Origin of the sequence: Streptomyces neyagawaensis, assembly GCF_023516595.1 — a bacterium.
Classification (GTDB): domain Bacteria; phylum Actinomycetota; class Actinomycetes; order Streptomycetales; family Streptomycetaceae; genus Streptomyces; species Streptomyces neyagawaensis.
The window spans coordinates 16936-34124 of the sequence record NZ_JAMGBG010000119.1 but is presented as its reverse complement, the minus strand read 5'-3'; the positions used below and the strand labels follow the sequence as shown (position 1 = coordinate 34124).

At 71.0% G+C, this 17189-nt stretch carries 16 protein-coding genes; all 16 read right to left on the bottom strand.

The annotated features are described in order from the left end of the window. Positions 1-87: 87 nt before the first annotated feature. The gene (locus M8J73_RS34875; RefSeq protein WP_249829503.1) at positions 88-1308 is read right to left on the bottom strand and encodes an MFS transporter; all 1221 of its coding nucleotides are present in this window, start codon (positions 1306-1308) and stop codon (positions 88-90) included. A gap of 56 nt (positions 1309-1364) precedes the next feature. Then, positions 1365-2579, bottom strand: a complete 1215-nt coding sequence (locus M8J73_RS34870) for a PucR family transcriptional regulator (protein WP_249829502.1) — start codon at positions 2577-2579, stop codon at positions 1365-1367. 77 nt (positions 2580-2656) lie between these two features. Beyond that, on the bottom strand, positions 2657-3673 hold the full coding sequence (locus M8J73_RS34865) for an amidohydrolase family protein (RefSeq protein ID WP_249829501.1): 1017 nt from the start codon (positions 3671-3673) through the stop codon (positions 2657-2659). Positions 3674-3677: 4 nt separating this feature from the next. Further along, the gene (locus M8J73_RS34860) at positions 3678-4199 is read right to left on the bottom strand and encodes a 3-hydroxyanthranilate 3,4-dioxygenase (protein ID WP_123994214.1); all 522 of its coding nucleotides are present in this window, start codon (positions 4197-4199) and stop codon (positions 3678-3680) included. Between the two features lie 26 nt (positions 4200-4225). Beyond that, positions 4226-4651 (bottom strand): RidA family protein, encoded by a 426-nt coding sequence (locus M8J73_RS34855; protein WP_123994215.1) that lies wholly within the window; start codon positions 4649-4651, stop codon positions 4226-4228. Beyond that, the gene (locus M8J73_RS34850; protein ID WP_055539665.1) at positions 4651-5412 is read right to left on the bottom strand and encodes a 2-keto-4-pentenoate hydratase; all 762 of its coding nucleotides are present in this window, start codon (positions 5410-5412) and stop codon (positions 4651-4653) included. The genes M8J73_RS34855 and M8J73_RS34850 overlap by 1 nt, the downstream gene beginning before the upstream one ends. After that, positions 5409-6446 carry a 4-hydroxy-2-oxovalerate aldolase gene (gene dmpG, locus M8J73_RS34845; protein ID WP_055539666.1) on the bottom strand — a complete coding sequence of 346 codons (1038 nt, stop codon included), beginning with the start codon at positions 6444-6446 and terminating at the stop codon, positions 5409-5411. Before dmpG ends, M8J73_RS34850 begins: the two co-directional genes overlap by 4 nt. Then, complete coding sequence (locus tag M8J73_RS34840) at positions 6431-7393, bottom strand: acetaldehyde dehydrogenase (acetylating) (RefSeq protein ID WP_055539667.1); 963 nt, start codon at positions 7391-7393, stop codon at positions 6431-6433. Before M8J73_RS34840 ends, dmpG begins: the two co-directional genes overlap by 16 nt. Beyond that, positions 7390-8241: a 2-keto-4-pentenoate hydratase gene (locus M8J73_RS34835; protein ID WP_055539668.1), complete on the bottom strand. Its 852-nt coding sequence runs from the start codon at positions 8239-8241 to the stop codon at positions 7390-7392. Before M8J73_RS34835 ends, M8J73_RS34840 begins: the two co-directional genes overlap by 4 nt. Next, entirely contained in the window at positions 8238-9713 is a 1476-nt protein-coding gene (locus M8J73_RS34830; protein WP_055539669.1) for a 2-hydroxymuconic semialdehyde dehydrogenase, read from the bottom strand. Before M8J73_RS34830 ends, M8J73_RS34835 begins: the two co-directional genes overlap by 4 nt. After that, on the bottom strand, positions 9703-11199 hold the full coding sequence (locus tag M8J73_RS34825; protein ID WP_055539670.1) for an amino acid permease: 1497 nt from the start codon (positions 11197-11199) through the stop codon (positions 9703-9705). The genes M8J73_RS34830 and M8J73_RS34825 overlap by 11 nt, the downstream gene beginning before the upstream one ends. After that, on the bottom strand, positions 11196-12485 hold the full coding sequence (gene kynU / locus M8J73_RS34820; RefSeq protein WP_055539671.1) for a kynureninase: 1290 nt from the start codon (positions 12483-12485) through the stop codon (positions 11196-11198). The genes M8J73_RS34825 and kynU overlap by 4 nt, the downstream gene beginning before the upstream one ends. 128 nt (positions 12486-12613) lie before the next feature. Further along, positions 12614-13504 (bottom strand): alpha/beta hydrolase, encoded by an 891-nt coding sequence (locus M8J73_RS34815; protein ID WP_055539672.1) that lies wholly within the window; start codon positions 13502-13504, stop codon positions 12614-12616. After that, positions 13501-14670 carry an indoleamine 2,3-dioxygenase gene (locus tag M8J73_RS34810; RefSeq protein ID WP_079054936.1) on the bottom strand — a complete coding sequence of 390 codons (1170 nt, stop codon included), beginning with the start codon at positions 14668-14670 and terminating at the stop codon, positions 13501-13503. The genes M8J73_RS34815 and M8J73_RS34810 overlap by 4 nt, the downstream gene beginning before the upstream one ends. Before the next feature lie 100 nt (positions 14671-14770). Next, the gene (locus M8J73_RS34805; RefSeq protein ID WP_055539674.1) at positions 14771-15886 is read right to left on the bottom strand and encodes an ArsR/SmtB family transcription factor; all 1116 of its coding nucleotides are present in this window, start codon (positions 15884-15886) and stop codon (positions 14771-14773) included. Between the two features lie 6 nt (positions 15887-15892). Further along, a complete protein-coding gene (locus tag M8J73_RS45625; RefSeq protein ID WP_372504069.1) occupies positions 15893-17185 on the bottom strand; it encodes a threonine aldolase family protein in 1293 nt (430 codons plus the stop codon). Positions 17186-17189 lie beyond the last annotated feature (4 nt).

The window sequence follows — 17189 nt, the reverse complement described above, 5'->3', positions numbered from 1 at the left end:
TCGTAAGTCCAGGGGCGTAGGGGCACCGACGAAACGCGCTGGCCAGCGGCTACGAATGGCCCTTAGCCGTCGCCATCCCGCAAGGGGTCACGGCTGCGACAGGACCGTGACGCGCTCGGTGGGGCGGCTGCGGGCTCCTGACATCGCTGTGAGCGCAACCGCGGCAGCGAGCGCGATTGCTATGAGCACGGCGCTGGAGACCATGAAGGCGCGATCCACTCCGATGTGTCCGATGACGCTGGAGGCCAGGAACGGCGACACCGCCAGCGCGCCGGCGATACCGGCCTCCCACAGGCCCAGAGCCTTGGCGAGGTGGGCCTCGGGAATGCGCTGTTGGACAAAGGCGATCAACGGGATGTCGGTCAGGGCCGACGCGAGTCCGGTGACGGCGAGGAGCACGGCGATGGCCGCAGGCGCGTGGACCAGGCCCAGCGGAAGGCGGAAGGCTCCGAGCAGGGCCCAGGCCAGGACCGCGGTCACGGCGAGTCTGGGCAGCGGCAGGCGTACGAGCACCAGGGCGCCGGCGATCTCGGCGAGGCCGGCGATGCCCAGCATGAGCCCGTACTGACCGCCTTGGCCGACCAGAACCACCAGGCCGACGGCCAGGAACCCACTGGCCACGGCGAGCGCGAGGACGAAGGTCGCGATGACGACCAGCACATCGGGCGCCGCCCGCAGGGCCGCGAGGCCGGCGGCGAGGTCCGCGCCCAGCCGGACGCGCGGCCCGGCCGGGGCGGGACGGCGGACGCGCAGGGCGTACAGGGCCGCCGCGGAGAGCAGGAAGGTGAGCCCGTCCACCACCATGACCAGCGGAAAGGAGCCGAAGGCGAGCAGCGGGGCGAGCAGCAGCGGTCCGACGAAGAAGGCGGCTCGGAAGGCGACCTGGAGCACGCCGTTGGCCTGCTGCAGATGCTCGGCCGACACGAGCTGGGGCACGATCGCGTTCCGTGCCGGTGCGAAGGGCGCGCCGATGAGGGCCAGCAGGGCCGTTCCCAGGACCAGTACGGTCAGGTTCAGCGCACCTGCCAGCAGCATCCCCACCCCGGCGGCCACCATGGCCGCGCGGGCGAGGTCGGTGCCGATCATCAGGCGTCTGCGGTCGTAGCGGTCGGCGTACGAGGCGGCCACGAAGGTGGCCAGGAACGCCGGGGCGTACGCGGCCACGGTGACGAGCGCGACCGCCGACGGGTTGTGGGTGAGGGCCCATGCCTGCCAGGCGACGGCGGCGGTGTACAGGCCGTCGCCGAGTCTGGAGACGCCCTGGCCGACGAAGAGCAGCAGGAGGTTGCGGTCGCTGAGCAGTGCCATGCCGAAAGGGTCCTCGGCGGCCCCCGCACTGCTCAACTTATTCGTCGGAACACTAATCAGTCGGGGATCTCCAGATCGCGCATGCGCAGGTGCAGTTCCGCCAGGAAGCGCGTCTGCGCGTCACGCGGGTCGAAGCCGCTCACCTCTCTGATGCGTTGGAGGCGGTAGCGGAAGGTGTTCGGGTGCAGATGCAGCTGCGCGGCGGCGGCGTTGGTGTCGCCGAAATGGTCCAGGTAGCAGCGGAGTGTGGCCAGGAGCTGGGTGTGCTGGCGCCGGTCGTGGCGTTCCAGTGCGGAGACGGCGCCGCCCAGGGTCTCGCCGTCCTGGCGGAGGGCGCCCCGCAGCCGGGAGAGGGCGTACAGCAGCTGGACGTCCTCGAAGGCGGCGACGCGGGGGGCCGACGGGTACTGCTGTTGCAGCCCGTTGATCCGGTCGACGTGGGATCTGGCGTACGGGATCCGGCCGGGTTCCGCAACGGCGGAGCTGACGGCCAGCACGATGCGCTCCCGCAGCGCCGCACGGTCCCACAGGTCCCGGGCGACGTTCACCGAGCGGGCCCTGGCCTCGGTGTCGTCCGTGGATGCCGGCCAGGGCAGCACCGCGTAGGTGGCGCGGTCGTGCCGGGTGACGAGGGATCGGGGGTGCACGGTCGTCAGGTACAGACGCAGCATGTCCGACGGGGTCTCGCCGAAGGCCGCATCATGCGCCGACCGGCCCGGCGCGGCGGCCAGGACAGTGGCTTTGGTGGTGGACAGCCCCAGCCGCGCGGCGGCCTGTTCGGCGTCCGCCGTCCCGAACAGGAGGGCCTCCAGGTCGTCATTGTCAGTGGTGCCCTGCCCGTCGCGGCTCATACGGACGGCGATCGTCTGCGCGGCGGCGCGGAAGTGCGCCGTCTGCTGTGGGTCGAACGGGGTCTGGGTGGTGGCCCACAGGTATCCCAGGTGCGGACCGTCGTGCTGGACCCGGCAGGCCATCCGGGGCTTGGCCCGGTCGGAGGCCGGGTCCAGGAAGACGGGCTCCGGGGAGGCGATCAGGCGGGCGATGTCACCCCGGGAGCGCAGCACCTCGACGAGCCAGGGCTGGGCCTGCCGCTCCAGGATCCCGGAGACCCTTTCCTCGTCCGCGCTCTGCTGTCCTTTCGACCAGGCGAGCACCCGGAACTCGGTGTCCTCCAGGACGATCGGCACGTTGAGGAGTTCCCCGGCGGCGTCGATGACCGAGAACAGGTCTTCACGCCGGCCGGCCGTGCCGTCGCGGCCCAGCTGGGACATCTCACCACCTCCGCAGGTCCGGCAGTCATGTTAGGCGGCTTGTGCACTGGTCCTGGCCCGGCACCGGGCACCGCCTCTCAACCGGCGAGCCCGAGGAAGCGTTCGGCGTTGCCCCTGCGGATCGACGCCTTCTCCTCGGGAGAGAGGAAGCCGCTCTCGCGCACGACGCGGCCCGCGGGCCGCTCACCCAGCGGGTACGGGTAGTCGCTGCCGACCATGACCTGTCCGGCGCCGTAGGTGTCCACCAGCAGTCGCAGGGCGCGCGGGTCGAAGACGACGGAGTCGACGTGGAACCGGCCGATGTAGTGCGACGGAGGGTGTTCGGAGGTGCCCACCACGTCGGGGCGGCCCCGCCAGGCGTTGTCCATGCGTCCGAGCCAGAGGGCGAAGGATCCTCCGCCGTGCGCGAAGCAGATCTTCAGCCGGTCGTCGACACGGTCGAAGACCCCGCCGAGGATCATCGCCAGGAGCGACAGATGGGTCTCGGCGGGCATGGCGGTCAGCCACTGCGCCATCCAGCGGCGCAGTCGGGGTGAGTCGTCCATGTCCCAGGGGTGGACGAAGACCGGGACCTGAAGCAGGGCGCAGTGCTGGAGGAAGGTCACGACGCCCGCGCTGTCCAGGTCGTGGTCGCCGACGTGGTTGCCGATCTCGACTCCCCGGTGCCCGTTGGCCAGGCAGCGTTCCAGTTCGCGGCAGGCCGCGTCGGGGTCCTGCAGCGGCACCTGGCAGAAGGGGACGAGGCGGTCGGGGGCCGGGGCGACGATGTCCAGGGCCAGGTCGTTGAAGATCCGTGCGATCCGTGCCGCCTCGGCACCGCTGCGGCCGTAGTGGAAGAAGGCCGGCGTGGGCGAGACGACCTGCATGCCGATGCCGTCGGCGTCCATGTCCTTCAGACGGGCCGACGCGTCCCAGCACTCGGCGCCGATTCGCCGGAACTCCCGGGATCCGAGCATGATCATCGCGTCGGCCTCCGACTCGACGCGCAGCCAGGGCGCCTGGGGACCGGCGTCGGCGCGGAGGTCGGGCCAGCCGTGCGGGACGTAGTGGGTGTGGATGTCGATGGTGTCGGTCTCGTGCGAGTGCTCGGGCACGGGGTCATCCCTTCCCGGGGTGCTCGGCCCCACAGGAGCCGCAGATCCGGGCCTGCCGGTCGTCGTAGAAGGCGGCGAAGACGGGGGGCAGGTCGGCCACGATGTCGGTGACCTGGAGCTCCACCTCGTGGACGAGGGCGTGGCAGGCGGGGCAGTACCACTGGAACTTCTCCAGGGTGCCCGGCTCTCGGACGCGTTCGATGACCAGGCCGATGCTGTCGGCTTCCGGGCGCTGCGGGGAGTGCGGCACGTTCCCGGGCAGCAGCCAGGTCTCGCCCTCCCGGATGTGGACGGCGCGCGGGCCGTCCTCGGTCATGACGTCGACGTACATGGCGCCGCGCACCTGGTGGAACCACTCCTCGTACGGGTCGACGTGGTAGTCGGTGCGCTGGTTGGGGCCGCCGACGACCTGGACGATGAAGTCCGCGCCCAGGGCCATGGTGCGGTTGTTCACGGGCGGCTTGAGCAGGTGGGCGTGGTCGTCGATCCACTTCTGGAAGTGGATGACCTCGGGGAGGGCGGTCATGACGTGTCTCCTTGGAAGAGGGCGGGTCAGTGTGCGGAGCGGCGGCTGAGGGCGGCGATGGCCTGGATCTCGATGAGCAGGTGCGGGTGCGGCAGCTGGTGGACGGCGACCGTCGTGCGGGTGGGGCCGTGGGCGTCGAAGTACTCGGCGTAGACCTCGTTGTAGCCACCGAAGTCGTTCATGTTCACGAGGTAGGCGGTGATCTGGGCGATGTCCTCCAGGTCGGCGCCGACCGACCGCAGGATGGCGCGCAGGTTCTCGATGACGGCGCGGGTCTGGGCCCGGATGTCGAGGGTGGTCGTGCCCAGGGCGTCGGCCTCGGCGCCCGCGAAGGTGTTGTCCGGCCTGCGGGAGCTGGTGCCGGAGACGAAGACGAGGTCGCCGACGACCTTCACGTGCGGGAACCGTCCCCGGGGGGTGGCCTGCCCGTCGACTACGCGTGCGGTGTTCATCAGCGGCCCTTCAGGGTGACGGTGCCGAGCCCCGCGATGTCGCAGACGGTGACGCCGGGGGTGAGCGGCAGGGCGGCGGTGGCGGCGCCGGCCAGGACGATCTGTCCGGGGGCGAGGGGGATACGGCGCCTGCGGCAGATGTCGAGCAGGGCGTGCAGGGCGGCCAGGGGTGCTCCGAGGATCGCCGCGGTGGATCCGACGGCCTCCGCCTGCGGGGTGCGCAGCCGCACCGCCTTGTTCGCGACGTCGGTGAGCGGGTGCCAGGAGCCGACGGCGTACCCGGCGGCCGAGGTGTTGTCGGCGATGACGTCGGTGACGGTGAAGCGGAAGTCCTGGTAGCGGGAGTCGATGATCTCGATGGCCGGTGCGACCGCGTCCACGCACGAGGCGATGTCGGTCGCAGGGTCGTCGAGATCGACCTGTCGGCTCAGCCGGAACGCCACTTCCGGTTCGACCCGGGGATGGATGAAGTCCGACAGGTCCACCTCGGCGCCGTCGCCGATGCGCATGGCGTCGGTCAGGCGTCCCACGATGATCTCGGAGACACCCATCTGCGCCATCTTGGCCTTGCTGGTGAAGCCCAGCTTCACGCCGGTGAGCCGCTCTCCCCCGGTCTGCCGCAGACCGACCAGGGCTTCCTGCACGGCGTAGGCGTCGTCGATGCCGAAAGAGTGGGTGTCTGCGAGGCCGGGAACGGGGGTGCGCCGGCGAGCGGCCGTATGCAGACGCAGGGCCGGTTCCAGGCGATCGGGCGTGCTCATGCCGTTCCTCCTGCCTCGGCGGGCACACGGGCCAGGTCGAGGGCGATGTCGGTGAGAAGGTCCTCCTGGCCGCCGACCAGACCGCGGCGGCCGGCCTCCTGGAGCAGCAGGCGGGAGTCGAGCCCGTGCCGTGCGGCCACGCGCGCCGCGTGCAGCAGGAAGCTGGAGTAGACGCCCGCGCGGCCGAGGGTCAGGGTGTCGCGGTCGACCTGGACGGGCCGCTCCCGCAGCGGCCGTACGAGGTCCTCGGCGGCGTCCTGGAGGGCGAACAGATCGCAGCCGTGGCGCCAGCCGAGCAGGTCCGCCACGGCGACGAACGGCTCTGCGGGGCAGTTCCCGGCGCCCGCTCCCTGTCCGGCGAGCGCGACGTCCACGCGCAGCGCCCCGCGCTTGACGGCCGTGACGCTGTTGGCGACGGACAGCGACAGGTTCTCGTGCGCGTGGATGCCGATCTGCGTGTCGTCGGCGAGCACCTGGCGCAGGGCGTCGACCCGTTCGGCCACATCGGTCATGGTCAGTCGGCCGGCGGAGTCGGTGACGTAGACGCAGTGGGCTCCGTAGGACTCCATCAGCCGGGCTTGTTCGGCGAGTCGGGCCGGGGCGGCCATGTGGCTCATCATCAGGAACCCGGCGACGTCCATGCCGCTCTCGCGGGCCCAGGCGATGTGCTGCGCGCTGATGTCGGCCTCGGTGCAGTGGGTGGCCACGCGCACGCTGCCCACGCCGAGAGCACGGGCCCGGCGGAGATCGGCGATGGTGCCGATGCCCGGAAGCAGCAGGGTGGTGAGGGTGGCGTTCTCGATCACCTCGGCCGCGGCCCGGATCCATTCTTCGTCGGTGTGGGCCCCGAAGCCGTAGGTGGCGCTGGAGCCGCCGAGGCCGTCGCCGTGGGCGACCTCGATGGCGTCCACCCCGGCCCGGTCGAGTGCGGCCACGATGTCGCGGACTTGGGCGGTGGTGTAACGGTGCCCGACGGCGTGCATGCCGTCCCGCAGGGTCACGTCCTGGACGTAGAGGTTCACTGGCTCACCCATCCTCGGAGTTCGGCCATGCGCTCGGCTGTCCGCAGGGCGGCGGAGGTCATGATGTCGAGGTTGCCGGCGTATTCCGGCAGGTAGTGGCCGGCGCCGCGGACCTGGAGGAAGCAGGTGACCTGCGTGCCCGTCACATGCCGGCCGAGGTGCGGGATCCACACCTCCCGCAGGGCGTCGAACTGCACGTCCTGCACGAGTTCGTAGCCGGGCACGTACTCCTGGACGTCCCGGACCGCCTGCCGTACCGAGTCCTCGACGGCCCGCAGCGTGCCGGCCGTGGCGTCTTCGACGACGCAGTAGACGGTGTTGCGCATGGACACCGGCGGGTCGGCCGGGTTGAGCACGATGACGGCCTTCGCGGTGCCCGCGCCCGCGACCTCGCGCAGGGCCCGGGCGGTGGTCTCGGTGAACTCGTCGATGTTGGCACGGGTACCGGGCCCGGCGGAGCGGGTCGAGAGGGAGGCCACGATCTCGGCGTAGACCACCGGAGCCACCCGGGAGACGGCCGCGGCGACGGGTACGGTGGCCTGCCCGCCGCAGGTGACCATGTTGACGTCGTCGGCGGCGAGGTGCTTCTCCAGGTTCACCGAAGGGACGGTGAGCGGCCCCGAAGCGGCCGGCGTGAGGTCGACGAGCAGTTTGCCGTGGGCGCGGCAGACTTCGGCGTGCCGGGCGTGGGCGCCGGCCGATGTCGCGTCGAACACGATCCGGACGTCGGCGAACTCGTCCATCTCCAGGAGACCGTCGATTCCCGCAGGGGTGGTGGCCACGTGCAGGCGCCGGGCGCGCGCCAGGCCCTCGGAGGCCGGGTCGATGCCCGCCAAGGCCGCCATGCGCAGGTTCTTCGACTGCCGGATGACCTTGACCATCAGGTCGGTTCCGATGTTCCCCGAGCCCAGGACGGCGACCTTGACGCCGTCGGCCCGGGCGGTGGTTCCGGTGCTCATGCGCTGTCCTCCGTACGGGGCTCGATCAGGGCCTCGACCGTGCCGAGTCCGTCCAGTTCCAGGCGGTAGCGGCCACCGTCGTTGATCTCCGCCATCGGTCCCAGGGCACCGGACATCACCACGTCGCCGGCGCACAGGGGCCGGCCCCGGCGGGCCAGTTCGCGCGCCAGCCAGGTGACGGCGACGACCGGGGAGCCGAGGCAGGCGTGACCGGCACCGAAGGAGACGGGCTCGTCGTCGCGGTACAGCGTCATCCCGACCCGGGCCAGGTCGAGCCCGGTCAGGGTGTGCGGGACGGTGCCGAGGACGACGGCGCCGCTGGAGGCGTTGTCGGCGACGGTGTCGGTGATGGTCAGGTCCCATCCGGCGACGCGGGAGTCCACGATCTCGACGGCCGGCAGGACGAAGGCGGTGGCGCGCAGGACGTCCGCGACGGTGGCGCCGGGCCGGTCGAGGTCACGGTCGAGGACGAAGGCGATCTCCCCCTCGGCGCGCGGCTGTATGAAGCGGTCCAGGGCGACGGGCTCGCCGTGGGCGAGGAGCATGTCGTCGAAGAGCATCCCGAAGTCGGGTTCGAAGACGCCGAACTGCTCCTGTACGGCGGGCGCGGTCAGGCCGATCTTGGCACCGACCCTTCGTGCTCCCGCGGCCAGCCGCGCGGAGGCGAGGCGGCTCTGCACCTCGTACGCGGTGTCGATGCCGGTGTCGCCGAGCAGGTCACGGACGGGGGCGCAGGGCGTTCCGGTGGCGGCTGCGCGGGTCAGGCGGGAGACGGCGGCCTCGATGGCTTCGTCTCCTCCCGTCGGCGGGGCGGGTGTGGTCGGCTCGGTGTCGGTGTCGGTCGTCATAGCTGCACGCACACATTCGTGGGCTCGGTGTAGAAGTGGAGGGAGGAGGCGCCGCCTTCCCTGCCGATGCCGGAGAGCCCGGCGCCGCCGAAGGGAGAGCGCAGGTCGCGCAGGAACCAGGTGTTGACCCAGGCCATGCCTACGTCCATACGTTGGGCGACACGGTGACCGCGGCGCAGGTCGTTGGTCCACACGGCGGCGGCGAGACCGTAGTCGGTGTCGTTGGCCAGGGCGATGGCCTCCTCCTCGGTGTCGAACGGGATGAGCGCGGCGACGGGACCGAAGATCTCCTCGCGTACGGGGCGGTCGGCGTTGGTCAGCCCGGTCCACAGGGTGGGTTCGATCCACGCGCCGCCGTCGAGGGCCGGGCCAAGGTGCGGTGTGCCGCCTCCGGTGACGACCTTGGCGCCGGCCTGCTCGGCGAGGTCGAAGTAGCGCAGCACCTTGCGCCGGTGCTCCTGGGAGATCAGCGGGCCGGTGGTGGTGTGCGCGCTGAACGGGTCGCCGAGCCGCAGCCGGCCGGCCCGCTCGGCCAGGCCGTCGACGATGTCCGTGAACACGGCCCGGTGGACGTAGACCCGCTCGGTGCACAGGCACACCTGGCCCGTGTTGGTGAACACCGACCGGCACAGCCCGTCGAGCGCCTCGTCGACATCGACGTCGTCGAAGACGATCGCGGCGTTCTTGCCGCCGAGTTCGAAGGACACCGGGCGCACCCCGGGCGCCGCCGCCCGCATGACCGCGGTCCCGGTGGCGGACGATCCCGTGAACGTGATCCCGTCCACGCCCGGGTGGGTCACCAGGAACTCGCCCGCGGAACCGGCGCCGAAGCCGTGCACGACGTTGTAGGCCCCGGCGGGCAGACCGGCATCGGCCAGCACCTCGGCCAGCAAGGCCGCGGTGGACGGGGTTTCCTCGCTGGGCTTGACGACCACCGCGTTGCCGCAGGCGAGCGCGGGGGCGACCTTCCAGGTGAGCAGCAGCAGCGGCAGGTTCCAGGGCACGATCACGGCCACCACGCCCAGCGGTTTGCGCACCGCGTAGTTGAGGGCCTGGCGCCCGTCCGGCAGGTCGGTGAGGTAGGAGTCCTGGCCGGCCGCGGCCACGATGTCGGCGAACGTGCGGAAGTTGGCGATCGCGCGGGCGACGTCGAGCTCGCGGGCCTGGGTCACGGGCTTGCCCGTGTCGCCGACCTCCGCGGCCACGAACTCCTCGAAGCGCTGCTCGATCAGGTCGGCCGCCCGGCGCAGCAGCGCGGTGCGTTCCCGTACGGGAGTGTGGGCCCAGCCATCCGCCAGGGCGCCGCGCGCCGAGCGGACCGCGCGGTCGACCAGGGTCCGGTCCGCCTCGTGCACCTGGGCGAGGGGCGTGCCGGTGGCCGGGGCGGTCTTCGTGAGACAACGTTCCTCGTCGGGTTCGGCGAAGGTGCCGCCGACGAAGTTGCGGATGACGGGCAGCGGTTCAGCGGACATGGGGTGCCTCCTGAGGGTCGGGTTCGCCCGCCTCCTTGTTCGGCGCGACGGGTGCATCCCGGCACATCACGTGGCGGACCTTGAGGGCGTAGACCTGGAGCAGGGCGAGGGTGAAGCCGGAGCCGACCCAGGCGGCCTGCGCCATCACGGGCACCACCGCGGCGGTCGAGGCCACCGCCAGCACACCCGCGATGCCGGCCCAGGCCGTCCAGGCGCCGCCCGGAACCCGCAGGTCCCGCGGTGCGGCCGGTTGAGCGGAGCGGCGGAACGCGAGGTAGGACGGGAGGATCAGCAGCCACACCAGGAGGACGGTGAAGATGGCGACGGAGACCAGGAGGTCGAAGACGCCGTTGACCTTGAAAGCGGCCAGCAGGGCTGCCGCGACGATGCCGACGGCGGAGACCAGCAGGGCCCGCACCGGGACCCCGCGGCGGCTGAGACGGGCCACGGCGGCGGGGGCGCATTTGTCGTGGCCCAGGGAGTCCAGGAAGCGGCTGGCCGCGTAGAGCTGCGCGTTGGCCGAGGAGATCGCCGCGATCAGCACGATCGCGTTGGCCAGCGAGGCGGCGGCCGGAATGCCGACCTGGGTGAAGACGTGGACGAACGGGCTGCCGTCGACGCCCCCGTCACCGCCTGCGACGTCCCGCCACGGCACGAGGGTGACGATGAGCCCTATGGACAGGATGTAGAACAGTCCCAGGCGCCAGATGAGCGCGCGCATCGCGGTGCGGATGGACCGTGCGGGGTCGGCTGTCTCCGCCGCCGAGAGGGAGACGGTCTCGAATCCCACGAAGGCGAACATCACGACGGACAGGGCGGTCCAGACGGCCGTCAGCCCGTTGGGGAAGAAGCCGCCACCCGAGGTGAGGTTTCCCAGGCCCGTGGCCGGCGTGTGCGGCAGTCCGACGAACACCAGCAGCAGTCCTGCCGCGATGAACACCACCACCGCGGTCACCTTCACTCTCGACAGCCAGAACTCCGCGAAGCCGAAGGACCCGACGCTGAAGAGGTTGACGCCCAGTACCACGGCGGCGACGGCGGCGATGAGCAGGAGCATCGGGGCCTGCGGCCACCAGTAGCGGATGTAGATCGCCGCGGCCACCACCTCGCCGCCGATGGCGACCGTCGTTCCGGCCCAGAACAGCCACCGGACGACGAAGCCCGCCCACGGGCCGAGATAGAGGTGGGCGATGGTCCCGAAGGTGCCGCGCACGGGATGGGCGATGGTCATCGCCCCCAGCACCCGGGCGATGATGGCGACGAGTACCGCGCCCGCGATGTAGGAGAGGATCACGGCAGGGCCTGCTATGCCAATGGCCGAACCGGACCCCAGGAAGAGGCCGGTGCCCAGCGCGCAGCCGAGGCCGATCATGGTGGTCTGGCGGTGGGTGAGCGAGCGGACGAGCTCGCCCGGGGGCCGTTGCTCCCCGCCTGCGACGGCCGCCTGCCCAGGCGGGAGGGGGGCCGCGTTGCCGGTCTGGGTCATCTCTCCCCCGGTACGCAGTGGGCCAGCGCGTCGGCGGCCCGCCAGCAGTCGTGGAAGGTGGAGTAGAGGGGCACCGGCGCCAGCCGGATGATGTCCGGCTCGCGGGCGTCGGCGACGACTCCGTGCTCGTGGCGCAGCCTGCGGGCCAGGTCGGCCGCGCTCGTACGGCCGACGCGCAGCGACAGCTGGGCGCCTCGGCGTTGCGGGTCCCTGGGAGTGATCAACGTCAGTGGACGGGTGTGGGTGATCGCGTCGAGAAGTCCCTCCAGGTACCCGGTCAGCTTCTCGCTGCGCCCCCGCAGCGCCGCCATGCCGACGGTGTCGAACAGTTCCAGCGAGGTGCGCACCGGGCCCATGGCGAGAATCGGCGGATTGGAGATCGCCCACGCGTCGGCGGTGGCCGGCGGCCGGGAGACCGGTTCCATCCGGAACCGGGTGGCGGCGTCGGTGCTCCACCACCCTTCCAGGCGCTGCAGGCCGCGCTCGGTGACGTGCCGCTGGTGGATGAACACCCCCGACAAAGCGCCGGGTCCGGAGTTGAGGTACTTGTAGGAGCACCAGGCGGCGAAGTCGACGTCCCAGTTGTGCAGATGGAGCGGGACGTTGCCTGCCGCATGGGCGAGGTCCCAGCCGACCGTCGCGCCCGCGGCGTGGCCGGCCGCTGTGATGGCGGGAATGTCCATCAGCTCGCCGGTGAGGTAGTTGACGCCGCCCAGCAGCATCAGGGCCACGGTGTGTCCCTGCCGGTTGAGGAAGTCGACGACGTCCTCCGTGCGCAGGCAGTCCTCCACGGGACGCGGACGCAGCCTGGTGACCGCCTGGTCCGGATCGAGGCCCCGGAAGCGCACGTGGCTGCGCACCGCGTAGCTGTCCGAGGGGAAGGCGCTGTCCTCGATCACGATCTGTGTCCGCTCGCCCTGGGGGCGATAGAACGAGACCATCAGCAGATGCAGGTTCACCGTCAGGGAGTTCATGACGACGGTCTCTTCGGGCAGCGCCCCGACCAGGCGCGCGGCCGGCTCGGTCAGCAGGCGGTGATAGCCGAGCCACGGGCGTACGGCGTCGTGGTGGCCTTCGACGCCGAAGCGGCTCCAGTCGGAGAGGTCCTGTGTCAGTTCCGCGAGGGTGGCCCTGGGCTGCAGGCCGAGGGAGTTGCCCGCGAGGTACGCGGTCTCGGTGTATCTGCCGCCGTCGGCGGGCGGTACGTGGAACAGCTCGCGGTGCCCCGGGAGGGCTTCGTCGAGCTGGTGGGCCTCGGCTTCGGAGGCGGTGGGTCGCGCGACCAAGGCAATGCCCTTCTCGAAATGGTGCCGGATGACCGATGCGGGTCGACGCAGGCGCCGAAGCTGAGCGCCGGGGGCCCGAAGGTGGTGATGAGCGGGGTGGGTCGCTCTGGTGGCGGGGAGTGAAGCGGTCAGCGCCGAGCCGCGGCCAGACGCATCAGACGGAGGGTTTCGGCATGAACTCGGGCGGAGGGCACGGCGAGTTCCACGGGAGAGTCGAAGTGGTTGCGCCCGGACTGCTCGAACGCGGTGACCGGGCAGCCCTGCCGGCGCAGATGCTCCGCGAACGCGCGCGACTGCCGCTTGAACTCGTCGGTCTCACGTTCCCCCCAGGCGATCACCACGGGGCAGCGGACCGAAGGGGTCAGCAACAGCGGACTGCAGTCCTGGACCTCGCTGCCGTCGATGCCCACGACATCGTTGACGTAGGTCTGCCGTACCGGGGTCAGGTCGTAGATCCCGCCGAAGAGCACCGCGCCCGCGATGGGGTCCGCGGGCAGACCCCACTGCCGCCACGGCGTGGCGAGCAGCATGGCGGCCAGGTGAGCGCCGGCGGAGGATCCGGAGACCACGATCCGCTCGGGGTCGATGCGATGGTCGGCCGCCCGGCGCCACAGCCAGACGAAGGCCCTGCGCACCTGGTCGACGATGTCCGAGAGCCGGGCTCGCGGGGCGAGGGTGTAGTCCGGAGTGACGTAGACAGCACCCGCCTGCACCATGGCGGGAGCCGGGAACGCGGTGTCCTCCTTGGACAGCTGCTGCCAGTATCCGCCGTGGACGAAGAACAGAGCGGGTCGGCTTTCCGGGCCCGGTCCCGAGGGACCGTAGACGTCCAGCCGATCGTCGTCTCCCGGTCCGAAGCGCAGGTCGCGGCGGGCCACCGCGGCCAGCTCCTGTCGGGCGAGACGGCTGCGGTCCGCGTAGTCGTCCAGGAACGGCCGGATGTCGTCCACCATGCTGCTGGGTGAGTACTGGGCGTCCAGCTGGTGCTGGTCGAAGTCCCCGTACAGAGGTGCTGTCATGGCAGCAGCCGATCGGTGGTCTCCTCCCGCGACTTCTTCAGAAAGGCGACGAAGTCGCTGCCGCCGGTTCCCTTGGCGGTCTCCTGGTCGCTTTGGAATCGCTTGATGTAGCGCCCGGTGATGCCGATGTGCTGGGCCCGGAGCCGGACCAGGGCGTCCACCGCCGCGTTGTACGCGTCGCCGAGCCGGGGGTGGGTGCCGCGATTGCGCTCGACGCATTCACGGACCGACGGACCGGCCTCGAGATCCTCCAGGAAGCGACGGTGCGGCGCGGGCATGTATGCGCGCATGCCGGTCAGGAATCCCGCCGTCATCCCGTGCGGGTGCGGTATGTCGAGTCCGGCGTCGAAGGCCTGGATGAGGGAGCTCTGTGCGGCGCTCCCGCCGGCCAGCACCAGCGGTTCCCGGTCCACGCCCTCGAAGCGCAGCCCCGGCGCGGACCATCCCGTGAGGAACGGCCTGATGCGATGGTAGAAGACGTAGTGATCGCACCAGCGCTCGACGTCGAGGAACGCGTCGGTCACCTTGTCGACGACATCGCGGATACCGAGCAGCGCCTCCGTGAGGCCGGCCTGGTCCTCGTCCGCCGCCGCGTGCTGGGCCCGTACGAGCAGGCGGAGCCCGGGAGCGCCGGCGAGTTCGACGCCCACCGTCGCCAGATAGAACCACTTCTCGTCGACGCCGCCGAGAAACGTCACCTGGGTGTCGATGTTCGACATGCTCAGCGGTTCGCCGGCGTCGATGCGCCGCCAGTTCTGGAGCACGATGGAGGCGTGGGAGATGATCGGCGCCCGGTCCAGGGTTTCGGCGAGCGTGTGGAGCGGTTGCGCCAACGGTGCCGGAAGCGTGTCCGCGGGTGTGTCGGTGGCCCACACGTACGCGTTCGCGAGAGAGCACAACAACAGCATGGCCCGTTCCTGCTCCCCGCTGGAGTGCAGCCGGTCCGGTGCGAGGACGGCCAGCGATTCGACTGCCGGGCGCATCCGCCCTGTCATGATCAGGGCCGCGATGTTCCGCCCGAGCCGCTCCCACGGTTCGTAGTACGTCGGCAGCGCGTCCACCGGGTCCTCGGCGGGCACGAACCCGTGCACGGCATCGATGGCGTACTCGCCCAGCGCGGCCACTCGGGGCCGGGGAGCGCGTATGCGGGTCGTTTCAGGGATCATTGCGCTTCCTCCTCGTGCGTCTCCACGAGGCTGCCCTTCCCGCGAGCTGGGGCATATGGACGCCGGCACGAACTCGGCGCCCTCCCATTGGTCTCGGGCACTATGACGTCGCGGTGTCGTCGCCCCTCAGGAAGCTCTCCAGGCCCGGGGTCAGGCCCGCCACCTGCCCGGGCACGAGCCGGTACAGGACGTAGTAGCCCTCGCGGCGGCGCTCCAGCAGGCCCGCGTCCGCCAGCACGCGCAGGTGCTTGGACAGGGCGGCCTCGCTGACGCCGACGAGCGGGGCCAGTTCCTGGGTGCTGCGTGGGCGTTCGGCGATCAGCCGGAGGGCACGCAGCCGGGTGTCGTCGGCGAGCGCCCGCAACGTGCCGACGAGCCGGGTGGGTGGAATCCTTGGGCGGGCTTCCCGGGCGATGGAGGAGACCGGGAAGACGAGGCCGAGAGGCCACGGACCGTCGCAGTTGACGCGTACGTGCGGCCACACATAGGAGCTGGGGGCGAGCACGAGGGTGTCGTCCGGACCGATGGCGACCTCGTGATCGTGCGGTCGCTCCAGCCAGAAGCGTTCGGTCTGAGGATCGCTGCGCACCTCCGGCCACAGGCCGCGCAGCATCCCGTACAGACCGCGCTGCTCGATCTGGTGTCCGGCCTCGCTGACGCCGGCGGCGAGTTCGGGTTCGAGCCGTGCCCATTCCTCCTCGAACGCCTCCCGCCAGTAGCGCTCCAGCATGCTCAGGAACCGTTCGAGCAGCGCGCGGGGGTCGTCGAGGAGCATCGCGGCGATGGCGTCGTCGCTCTCCCGTGCGAGCCGCTCCCGCAGCAGCCGGCGTACGTCCGGTTCGTCCAGCACGTGCGGGTCCCTGCCCTGGCCGCCGCCCGGCCATGGCGAGAGCAGCGGGATGGCGAACTCCAGCCGGACCAGCTCCGGATCCGCTGTGCGCAGGGCGGCCAGTTCGTCGGCGAAGTCAGTCAGTCCGCCGGTCGGCTGCGGAAAGAGGAACTCCGGGAAGTACGAGCGCACCGCGTAGGAGAACGCCTCGATCTCCCGCTTCAGCGCCGGGGACAGCATGCGCATCGCGCGCACCCAGCCGTGCTGGACGGGGTGGTGCTTGGGCTCCACCAGCACATGGAGACTCAGTACGGCTTCCATCGTCGGCGAGTAGGCGAACCCCACCCGCTCCGCACCAGTGGCCGGAATCCGGAACACGATCGTCATGACCCATCATCCTCTACCGGGCAACGGCCGCGGGCACGCCGTTCTCGCCGTACCTGCCCCGACATGCTGAGCGTATGCAGGACGGCGTCCGCTGGCCGTGCCGGTCTCCCGCAGCACCGCGCTGCGCCATCTGCGGCACTTGCCACTGCCACAGCAGGTGGTCCCGAGGGTGATCGGCGTGGACGGAGCCGCGGCCGCCGCGCGCTGAGCAAGCCGCCTGGCCGGCTCCGGTCGGTGGTCAGCGGGTGTGGCGGCGGACCGCGTCCAGAAGCTGGTCGATGTCTTCGGAGGTGTGAGAGAAGGAGGTGACGAGGCGGACGATGCCCGGCGCCCAGCGATCGTGGTAGAAGGTGTAGCCCTCCGCGAGAAGCCCTTCGGTTGCCTGCTGGGGCAGGCGGTAGAAGAGGATGTTGGCCTGCGAGCTGCTGAGGAGTTCGGTGCCGGGATGGCCTTGAGACCGTCGCCGAGCCGGGCGGCCATCGTGTTGGCCCGGCGGGCGTTTCGCAGCCACAGACCGTCGGTGAGGTAGGCGTCGAGCTGGACGGTGTGAAAGCGCATCTTGGAGGCGAGCTGGCCGGCACGCTTGGCACGGAAGGCGAGTTCGCTGGCCAGTGCCGGATCGAAGGAGACGATGACGTCCGCGGTCATCGCGCCGTTCTTGGTGGCCCCGAAGGACAGCACGTCGATGCCGGCCTGCCAGGTCATCTCGGCCGGTGTGACGCCCAGGTGGTCCAGGGCGTTGGCGAAGCGGGCGCCGTCCATGTGGCAGCGCAGTCCCGCGTCCTTGGCGATGGTTGCCGGACGGCGGATCTCGTCGAGGGCGTAGACGCTGCCGCGCTCCGTGGCCTGACTGATGCTCACCACCGACGGCTGCACACTGTGAACGTCACCGGCCCTGCGGCGCACCGCCTCGCGGAGCGCGTCGGGGTCGATCTTGCTGTCGTGGCCGGGAACCGTGACGAGTTTGGCGCCGCCCGTGAAGAACTCCGGCGCACCGCACTCGTCGACGTTGATGTGACTGGCCGGGTGGCACAGCACGCTGCCCCAGGGTGGGGTCAGGGCAGCCAGACCCAGGCAGTTCGCGGCGGTTCCGGTGGAGACCGGGAAGACCTCGACCTCACGTTCGAAGATCTCGCTCAACCTGTGGCGGACGCTGCCAGTGAAGGGATCGTCGCCGTACGACAGGGCATACCCGGCCGCCGCCGCGGCGACAGCCTGCGCTATCTCGGGCGAGGCGCCCGCCATGTTGTCGCTGAGGAAGGCCTGATTGGAAGGGATGACGTCGGTGCTGATGCTCATAGGT

Excerpts from the sequence above, each read along its gene's own strand:
- M8J73_RS45625 (WP_372504069.1), bottom strand. The coding sequence starts at position 17,185 with ATGAGCATCAGCACCGACGTCATCCCTTCCAATCAGGCCTTCCTCAGC.
- M8J73_RS34860 (WP_123994214.1), bottom strand. The coding sequence starts at position 4,199 with ATGACCGCCCTCCCCGAGGTCATCCACTTCCAGAAGTGGATCGACGAC.
- M8J73_RS34835 (WP_055539668.1), bottom strand. The coding sequence starts at position 8,241 with ATGACGACCGACACCGACACCGAGCCGACCACACCCGCCCCGCCGACG.
- M8J73_RS34805 (WP_055539674.1), bottom strand. The coding sequence starts at position 15,886 with ATGACGATCGTGTTCCGGATTCCGGCCACTGGTGCGGAGCGGGTGGGG.
- M8J73_RS34855 (WP_123994215.1), bottom strand. The coding sequence starts at position 4,651 with ATGAACACCGCACGCGTAGTCGACGGGCAGGCCACCCCCCGGGGACGG.
- M8J73_RS34875 (WP_249829503.1), bottom strand. The coding sequence starts at position 1,308 with ATGGCACTGCTCAGCGACCGCAACCTCCTGCTGCTCTTCGTCGGCCAG.
- M8J73_RS34830 (WP_055539669.1), bottom strand. The coding sequence starts at position 9,713 with ATGTCCGCTGAACCGCTGCCCGTCATCCGCAACTTCGTCGGCGGCACC.
- M8J73_RS34870 (WP_249829502.1), bottom strand. The coding sequence starts at position 2,579 with ATGTCCCAGCTGGGCCGCGACGGCACGGCCGGCCGGCGTGAAGACCTG.
- M8J73_RS34810 (WP_079054936.1), bottom strand. The coding sequence starts at position 14,670 with ATGATCCCTGAAACGACCCGCATACGCGCTCCCCGGCCCCGAGTGGCC.
- M8J73_RS34840 (WP_055539667.1), bottom strand. The coding sequence starts at position 7,393 with ATGAGCACCGGAACCACCGCCCGGGCCGACGGCGTCAAGGTCGCCGTC.
- M8J73_RS34815 (WP_055539672.1), bottom strand. The coding sequence starts at position 13,504 with ATGACAGCACCTCTGTACGGGGACTTCGACCAGCACCAGCTGGACGCC.
- dmpG (WP_055539666.1), bottom strand. The coding sequence starts at position 6,446 with ATGGGTGAGCCAGTGAACCTCTACGTCCAGGACGTGACCCTGCGGGAC.
- M8J73_RS34850 (WP_055539665.1), bottom strand. The coding sequence starts at position 5,412 with ATGAGCACGCCCGATCGCCTGGAACCGGCCCTGCGTCTGCATACGGCC.
- M8J73_RS34825 (WP_055539670.1), bottom strand. The coding sequence starts at position 11,199 with ATGACCCAGACCGGCAACGCGGCCCCCCTCCCGCCTGGGCAGGCGGCC.